We start from the raw sequence: 8621 nt of genomic DNA, 5'->3' as shown, positions 1-8621 counted from the left end.
CTGGGGACAAGAGAGGTCACCCAGCAAAACAGGAGGGAATATGGCTCAGACTACTGTTTTCAAAAACGCGCGGCTGATTGACGGCGTGGCGAATCAACCTCGCAGCGGTGTGTCAATTGTGGTCAACGGCGAACGCATCAGTGCCATTGAAAATGACCCGATTCCTACTCCAGCGGGAGCGCACGAAGTCGATCTCAAAGGAAAAACTGTCCTACCTGGCCTCATCGATACCCACGTACATGCGACGTTTGTCGACCGCGAAAGCCTGCCCTTGTTTCTCGCGGCAGGAGTCACCACGGTACGTGACGTCGGCGCGAAGCTGGAAAAGGCCAAACAACTGCGGCAAGATCTCAATAGCGGAGCAACCCTGGGGCCACGCATGCTCATCTACGGGCCGTTGTTGGATGGGCCCACCTCAAGTTTTGAACCTTACGGACCGCTGGGGGAGATGCTCGATTCCATTCCATCGCCTGAAGCAGTGCCACAAAAGATTGGTTCTCTGCTTGCCGCCGGTGTCGATGGTATCAAGCTCTATTTCACCTTGCCACCAGAGACCTCGAAGGAGGTCATTCGTTTTGTCGACAAACGTGTCCCGGTCACTGGACATCTCGGCTATACCCACTCACTCGACGTGATTAGAGCAGGCATCGATGGCCTCGAACACGTATGGATCTCGCCATACAACGACTTCTGCGCGCTGGAAATGCAGTTCGGTGTCGGCGCTACTATGATGAACGCAGGGTTCTGGCAACAATTGAACAAAGGTTGGGAAGAAGTCGACGTGAAAGGGAAGCGTGCACAGACTTGGTTCGAGGAGATGATCAAACATCAAGTGAATATGGGAACCACGCTCGATTTACTATGGATTGCACGCTGTGGACGAGAAGCAGCGATGCAAGACCCTGACCGTCGCTATATTCCGCCAATGGCGCTCGCTCGTCAGAAGGCCATGGCGTCGCACATCGGAGAACGACCCGACTGGGACATTCATCCTGGGCTGTTTGAGCCTACTGCTGCGACGAAAGTCTTAGAAAAACATCAAGAAGTGACACGTATGCTACATGATGCCGGCGGTCTCATTGTGGGTGGCACTGACTGCGGCGGACTCGCCTATCCACCGCCAGGGTTCGCTCTGCTACGGGAAATTGAACTGCTGAGCGAATCAATTGGCGCAATGGCTGCATTGAAATCCGTCACCTCGGTAGCCGCGAAGTATATCCGGCGCGCTGATGACATTGGCAGTATTGTCACAGGTCGCTATGCGGATTTCCTCGTTGTTGATGGTGACCCACTCCGCGATGTCCGCGAACTGCGCAAGCTCACGACAGTCTATCGCGGTGGTGTCGCGCATGATCCACAAGCATTGCTCAAACGCGTGCCGCAGGTGAATACCGCGATCACGTCATAAGTTGCAAAACTGCAAGGGCGCAACAGACTGCGCCCTTTTCACTTATCCCCTCCAGCAAAAATTGAAGAGAGCTTCTTTGCTTCGCTCAGTAATGACACGCCCAGATCACCTTGGTTCTCCAAAGTGGTACCTAATATAACACCTTCTCCGCCTGCAACTGGGCAATCTTTTGCTCAGAGTAATTGAGAATTTCACGCATAACCTGGTCAGTGTGTTGACCTAACATCGGAGCGGGCAAGCGCACGCCATTGGGCGCATTGTGCAAACGCCAGGGAATCCCGGTGTGCGTCTGTACGCCAATCTCGGGATGGGCCAGGCGTGAAAAGAATTCACGTTCATTGAGGTGACCATCTTCAGCAAGATCTTTACAATTCATCGACGGAAAGGCAGCCACTCCTGCATCCTGGAGGAGACGCGTCACCTCCCATTTGTTTCGTGTTTCGGTCCATGTCGTAAGCAGTTGATCCAATGCGTCTTCGTTTGCTTTGCGATCGCGCATAGTGACGAAACGTTTGTCGTTAACGAGTTGCGGCTGGCCAATGGCTCGACACAAGGCTTGCCACTCGCCCTCCGTACCACAGGCAATCGAGACCCATTCATCGTCTCCTGCACAGCGGAAACAGTTGTGCGGCGCCATCACTGGGTCTCGGTTGCCTTGCCGTGGCGGCTGCGTACCGTTCATCGCATAATCCATCCAGCCCTCAGGCACTAAGGCAGCGACGGCTTCCCATAACGAGATGTCGATGTATTGACCGCGGCCAGTACGTTGCCGTGCAGCCAAGGCCGCACAGATAGCCACTGCTGCATTGATCCCTGCGTTCGGATCACCATACGACAGGCCTACTTCCTGGGGCGGGCTCCCTGCATATCCTGTCAACGACGACAGGCCCGTCAGTGGTGCAATAGCCGGACCATAGGCCATGTAATTCTTGTGCGGTCCCGTATGACCATAACCAGAGATCGAGGCCATAATGATATTAGGATTAATCTTCTTGAGTTCATCATAACTGAGGCCTAATCGCTCCATCACGCCAGTCGCAAAATTATCGACTACGACATCACTTTTCGCGATCAGCTCTTTGGCGATGGCAATGCCTTCAGCTTTGGTCAAATTCACGCTGACGCTTTTCTTTCCTTGACTCCATTGATTGAACAAACCGTTGCGGTCGATTCCTGGTGCTACGCCCTTGGGGTACAACGGTAGACGGCGTGTGAGATCGAGATGACTGCGAGATTCGATCTTGATGACCTCCGCTCCCAGATGAGCAAGATGCATAGTGCAGAACGGTCCGGCCCAGACCCAACTGAAATCGGCCACACGAACGCCTTCAAGGGGAAGAGTACGGCGAGAGGCAAGAGGCTTGGGGCTTGAGGAGGAGGGCCGAGTCTCCAGTCTCCAGCCGCTCGTCTCACTTTTTATCTCTTCGTTATGTTCGCCAAGCAGCGGTGCCGGACGACGAATCTGCCACCAGGGTTCACGCAGCTGATACGGCGGACCAAGATAGGGGAGCGTTCCAGCACGAGGATGAGTGACATCAACAAAAAAGTGGCGTGAGCGGAGTTGCTCCTGTGCCGCCATTTGTTCCATGGTCAGCACCGGAGCCACACACAAACGCTGCGCTTGTCCAGCATGGAAGAGGTCCATCACCCGCCACTGTTGCGCCCATTCTTTCAGGCGCGGCTTCAACAAGTGCTGGTTTTTGGTCCGCAGCATGAAGTCACCAAACAGCTCTGCCGTCGCCCACGACGGGTTTCTCATCAACTTCAGCAACCGCTGCCATTGATCTTCTTCTGCCACAGCAATGAAAATGTCCCCGTCCTGACAAGCGAAAATTCCCCACGGATCTTGGAGCCGCCGTCCTAACCGTGAGTTAATGCGACCAAGAAAAGAGTAGGTAATGAAATGGTGCTCCAAAAATGAAGCAACATACGCCTGCACCGAAAAGTCGATATGTTCACCCTGACCAGTCTGCAATGCGCGAGTATAGGCAGCGAGGGTTGCAGTTGCAGCCGCTAAGCCGCCCTGAAAATCGGCTTGATGTCCGGCAGCCTTGAGTGGTGGCAGCTCTGGATGGTCTGACCCGCCTGGGCTGAGCCATGCCCACCCTCCGCCGTGCGACATCGTCAGTTCATAGGCTTTGTAGTCTTTGTAAGGCCCAGTTAACCCAAATGGGGTGATCGAACACACAACCAGGCGTGGATTCGCCTCACAAAAAGTCTCGTAGTGAATGCCGAACTCTGTCATGTGGGCTGGAGCATAATTGTGGACCAGAATATCAGCCCAGCCGATCAGACGAGCAAGTGACGCGCGATCCCTTTGCAGATCCAGCGTCACGCCGCGTTTATTGGTGTTGAGCGCGAGAAATAGGCCGCTCTGCTCCGGATTAGCGGCACCACGCGGAAACGGTCCTCGTTGACGAGCCTGGTCACCGCCGGGCTCTTCGACTTTGAGGACATCAGCACCAAGATCAGCCATGAGCTTGGTCGCGTACGCGGCTGACACCATATTGCCAAGTTCCAAGACCTTCATGCCTTCGAGTCCTTGCACGTCTCTCCCTCCTTTTTGGTTGTGGCACGAGTCACAAAGAATTTTTATTCACTTATGGTGATGGGCGTAACGTCTCCCGATACACAACCGTCCCATCAACTTTGTGAATTTCTACCGTCAAGTGACCAGCTTCATCGACCGCGACGGTACCATAATTGAACCACGGCTTGGCGGCATCATAACTACGGATATCAGTAAATTTCTCTGCACCGTAGAAAAACAACTGCTCTGTACCGAGCGTCGAGTCATAGAGTCGGTTGGGAAAGAGCAATGCGCTGAGTGGACCAGCAATGTACTCACGCGGTTGGAACGAGGGCGTCTCAGCGAACGGCGTGTAGCGAAATGCCGCCGCAAAATGTACGTCCGTCGTGAGCCAGACGTTATTATTGATTCTGCGCTGCTGCATGAAACGTAAGATATCCGTGAGTTCTTGCTCGAACCCCGCACCTTGTTCGTAATTTGCCCAACTATCGATCCCGCCTGACCGATTCAGATGAGGAAGGATTTTGTCGAGACCGGTGACCTGCATGAAGGCAGCAACCTCTTCTTTGGGAACTTGTGGATTAACTCCTGTCGGCACCGACATTGGCACACTGGAGACAATCACTTTCCAGGTCGCATCGGAACGTTCGAGGGTGTCTTTTAACCAGATCAGTTGTTCACGCCCAAGCATCGACTTTGGCGTCTTCAGATCATCAGGAGCGAAGTTCGCGTCACGATACTGCCGCGTATCAAGAATAATCAGTTCGAGATGCTTACCCCAACGAAAATTGCGATAAATCCGTTTCGGTGTTTCTGCGTGTTCCATGATTGGGTTGTAGTCAAGAAATGCCGCCAACCCGAGGCCAATCATGGGCTTCTCGCTATCCTTGATCGGCCCTGGCGCAACGTGCAGCGGGCCGAAATCGTTGCTGACTTCGTGATCATCCCAGATCGCGTAGTACGGCATCCGTGCCAGCATCTGACGATAACCCGCATCCTCGCGATTGTAACGCCAGTGGGCCCAGTAGTTCGGCATATCAGCCGAAGGACCAAACTCGCCTGGGACCTGCGCATTGCCATAGAGGCCTGTGGCTTCGCAGGTGAAATCTGCATAAATCATATCACCGAGAGCGAGAAAGAAATCGAGCGGCTCACGGTTGATCGCTTGAAATATACCATACCCTTCTTGTTGATCACGGCAGACACCACTACCAAGGTCGCCACTCCACGCGAAGCGGAACGCTTTCGCTTGTGTCGGTGCAGGAGCGGTGCGGAAGCGCCCTTCTTCTGTTGGACCACCAGAAACCGACACCGTGTAACGATACGATGTATCAGGAGTGAGACCCGCAACAACAATCCGACCAGCAAAATCATGCGCTGCCGTCACAGGAGCCTCACGACGGAGTGTAGTCCCCCGCGAACCGTCCTCACGCTGGACCGCGACGCGAAGCATGCCCTCGCCACTCGCGCGTGCCCAAATGACTGCGCTAGAGGCAGTCACATCTCCAACGGCAACACCGTGGGTTATCTGTTGAGCTGAGTCCTTTGCTTGCGTCGCGCGCTTTTTCTTCTCCGCTGCAGCGAGTGCACTTCCCGTAAGTCCCCCGAGCAAAACTGTAAGTAGGGCAATGTTCACGGCTTTTGCCCATATGCCCTTCCTCATCACGTCCCCCTTTTTGCTAGTCCCTCACCAAATTCCTGCTGCAGTCTGACATGTTCCTGATCGACTGACTACTGCCGATACAGTCTTCGCAAGTAGTTCCGATAGTCCTACAAACAATCATTGCAGTCAGAGATCGCTGCACTCCAAAGTGGAAGGTCTTGCAGCGGAGTGACGATACCGTGACAAACAGGGGGAAAGACCATGCAAGTTCAGTGTGATGTGTGTCAGGCTTCACTTGAGATGCCGGCAGCCAGCACGGGAAAGTCGCAGTTACAGTGTACGTGTGGAGCGCTTGTTGCCCAGACAGCAACGTCGTTCCCGAGGAATAGTGACCAACAGGTGAAAAATGGTCAGAGTGCACCATCAGCAAAACCTTTGGCCTTTCGTATAGTCGGCGAGTCACAACCGGTAACAGCGCCTGAAGAAACAGAGCCGCGCTCTTCAACTCCTACGCTTCGCATTGCCTCAGCATCGGAAGAGCTTGGCGGGGGTATGGCAGTGGCCGAAGCAGTAGCCGAAGTCGTTCCTGCTGCACGGCCCTCTCATTCAGCAGCGCGAAACAAAGCTGCAGTAGCGACAATAACGCCAGCAGCAGCGCCACCCCCTCAGACGGGCAAACGTCGTCCAGGGGCTTGGCGACAATGCCTCGAACATCCGCACGCAAAGGCTGAGACGATGTGTCCGACGTGCGCGATTGGCTACTGTCAAGAATGCAAGAAGTCGATCTGCTCAACTTGTGACAGCCCCTGCATTCCTACCTCTGGCTATCAGAAGTGGTTGGACGAGCAGCGGATGCGATCGCGCCCGATGATGGATGAAATCAAAACTATTCTGGCGTATCCGCTGCAAGATCCGATGGCGTTTATTATCTTTGCCATGATCACCGGCTTCTTTGGTTTTGCGGCGTTGTTCTCTCCTCGCGCTATTATTTTCTCGTGGGGTATTCTGCTCTGGTATTCATTCCACACGCCCTATCAGGTCGCGAGCGGCAATCTGACGCGCTTTATTCCCGAGTTTAATGACATCTCTGATATCACCCACCCGTTGCGATTAAGTGGCGCCGCGCTGCTGATTACCTGGGGACCGTTACTATTGCTCGGGGTGTTGTTCACCGCGAACGTAGGATGGGGCATGAATTTCTCGTCGATTATGGGCGGGGCACCAACTGTAGAAGAGGAAACCGTTGCCTCCCCTTCCCCGGAAGAAGACCGGCTATCTGAAGAAGTGCAGAGCCTGTTGGGAGATATCGAGGGAGAGATTGCTGACAGCGAGGAGTCTGCAGAAAGTAACAAACCAGAGAAACCGGCTCCACGCCATACGCCAGAGCCAACAACAACAGCAGCGGCTGCGGCCACCGCAGGCGAAACGACGACTGGAGTCTCAGTGCTGTTACTCCTGGCCCTGCTCTGGAAGGTCGCCTATACGCCAGTTGCTTTGATCGTCGCGGCGCTATCAAAGAACGTCACGTCAGTCCTGAACCCTCTCATCGGTGTTGATACGATCCGCCGCATGGGACCAGTCTACTGGCACGTCCTGCTCATCTACACCGGACTCACTGTGACGGAGTGAGGTATAGGAAAAATCTTTGGCATGATGCCAATTGTCGGCCAGATCGGCATGGCGTTCGTGAAGGCATACATTGCCATTGCGGTGGGATGCGCTTTAGGACTTGCCGTATTCAAGAAAGCGCCAGAGCTGGGGTGGGATTAAATCAAACTAGTCCCGTGTCTCATAACTTCGTGAGCAGTTGTAGGGCGTGCGAAGCGCGCCAACTGACTGGCGCGTGGTCCGCGCCCTACGATTTCACCCTAATGAACTTGCGAGGCACGGTACCAGCCCTCTCCCTGGCAGGGAGAGGCTTTTAGGGGTAGGCTTTTACGCTGAGCAAAGACGAGACGTCATTCCCGTGAATGCGGGAATCCAGGGAGAATGCGCAATCGTTCAGGGGTGAAGCTCCTGGATGCCCGCCTGCGCGGGCATGACGAACACGCGGATCCTCACGAGGGGAAATCCGCGCCAGTTGAGGCTTGGATAAAAAACCTACCCTTATGAGGCAGGGAGAGAGGAGTGGCAGCCACCTCCTGTCGGTGGTCAAGTTTTGTGCCGAACACTATTTGAGCAAGCGAGTGCTGACACTTAACGCAACGACACTGCAAACGGATCGTCGGTATCGTCCTCTTTTTCAGTCCCGCAGATGGTCTTGAGCGCCTGCCATTCCTTCGCGGTCATCGCCTCGCCGTTACCACGAGCCATACTGCGAATGGCCGCGACACGGGCCGTGTCACTCGGATGGGTTGAAAGATACGTCAACAACCGCGACTGGCTTCCAGCGCTCACTTTACTCATACGCTCGAAAAAGTTCACCAAGCCATCGGCACGGATGTTCGCTTTGTTCAGCATTTGCACGCCAATGCGGTCAGCCTCACTTTCATCATCGCGCCCGTGGGAGAGGTTGATCAACGCTCCGGTCGCTGCGCCCAACCCTTTGCCGGTATTACCGGAAACAAACCCCATGACCGTTTGAATACCCAATGCTCGGACGACGCCTCGGGTTGGATGGCGCTGAACTTCATGCGCCATTTCATGGGCGAGCACTCCAGCCACTTCTTCCGGTGAGGTTGCCATCGCAAGCAATCCACGCAGAATCACAATCTGTCCGCCAGGAGCAGCGAAAGCGTTAGGTATCGGCGCACGACTGACACGCACTTCAAACGGGAATGGCGCGTCAGTTGTTACCGCTAAACGTCGCACCAGCGTTTGCAACGCTTCCTTCCCCTCAGCTTCTTCACAGAACGGAGCCTCCTTCTCCACCATCGCAATGGTTTCTTGGCCCCACGCTTTCTCCACCGTTCTTGGCACAAGATAGACTAAGGCGGTGGCAGGAAACAACTTACCGCAATAGTGATTGACCGGAGTGGAGAGCCTCTGCACAAGAGCAGGGATGAGAGACGAGACCATTGTGTGCTGGCTTCGGTCTAAGTATCGAAGTCTGGTCGAAGAGCTGGATGAACGCGGGCGAC

The 8621-nt window shown here is 54.6% G+C and carries 5 protein-coding genes; 2 read left to right on the top strand and 3 right to left on the bottom strand.

Annotated elements, in window-relative coordinates; genetic code table 11:
- The first annotated feature begins 40 nt into the window (after window positions 1–40).
- Window positions 41–1408: an amidohydrolase family protein gene (locus tag FJ147_25365; protein ID MBM4259216.1), complete on the top strand. Its 1368-nt coding sequence runs from the start codon at window positions 41–43 to the stop codon at window positions 1406–1408.
- 130 nt (window positions 1409–1538) lie between these two features.
- Here the strand turns inward: FJ147_25365 and FJ147_25360 are convergent, their stop codons facing one another.
- Window positions 1539–3956 (bottom strand): CoA transferase, encoded by a 2418-nt coding sequence (locus tag FJ147_25360; protein ID MBM4259215.1) that lies wholly within the window; start codon window positions 3954–3956, stop codon window positions 1539–1541.
- A gap of 52 nt (window positions 3957–4008) precedes the next feature.
- Window positions 4009–5601 carry a hypothetical protein gene (locus FJ147_25355; GenBank protein ID MBM4259214.1) on the bottom strand — a complete coding sequence of 531 codons (1593 nt, stop codon included), beginning with the start codon at window positions 5599–5601 and terminating at the stop codon, window positions 4009–4011.
- Window positions 5602–5802: 201 nt separating this feature from the next.
- Here FJ147_25355 and FJ147_25350 point away from each other — a divergent pair, with 201 nt between their 5' ends.
- Window positions 5803–7170, top strand: a complete 1368-nt coding sequence (locus FJ147_25350) for a hypothetical protein (protein MBM4259213.1) — start codon at window positions 5803–5805, stop codon at window positions 7168–7170.
- Between the two features lie 567 nt (window positions 7171–7737).
- Here the strand turns inward: FJ147_25350 and FJ147_25345 are convergent.
- Window positions 7738–8559, bottom strand: coding sequence for a M48 family metallopeptidase (locus FJ147_25345; GenBank protein MBM4259212.1), 822 nt, complete (start codon window positions 8557–8559; stop codon window positions 7738–7740).
- Between the last annotated feature and the right edge of the window lie 62 nt (window positions 8560–8621).

The sequence above is a fragment of the Deltaproteobacteria bacterium genome (assembly GCA_016874775.1).
In the GTDB taxonomy this organism is placed as follows: Bacteria; Desulfobacterota; Binatia; order Bin18; family Bin18; genus VGTJ01.
Note: the sequence above shows the minus strand (reverse complement) of the source record. Positions and strands in the feature narration are given on the sequence as shown.

Coding starts and splice junctions, on each gene's coding strand:
- FJ147_25365 (MBM4259216.1), top strand. CDS start 41: ATGGCTCAGACTACTGTTTTCAAAAACGCGCGGCTGATTGACGGCGTG.
- FJ147_25355 (MBM4259214.1), bottom strand. CDS start 5,601: ATGAGGAAGGGCATATGGGCAAAAGCCGTGAACATTGCCCTACTTACA.
- FJ147_25350 (MBM4259213.1), top strand. CDS start 5,803: ATGCAAGTTCAGTGTGATGTGTGTCAGGCTTCACTTGAGATGCCGGCA.
- FJ147_25345 (MBM4259212.1), bottom strand. CDS start 8,559: ATGGTCTCGTCTCTCATCCCTGCTCTTGTGCAGAGGCTCTCCACTCCG.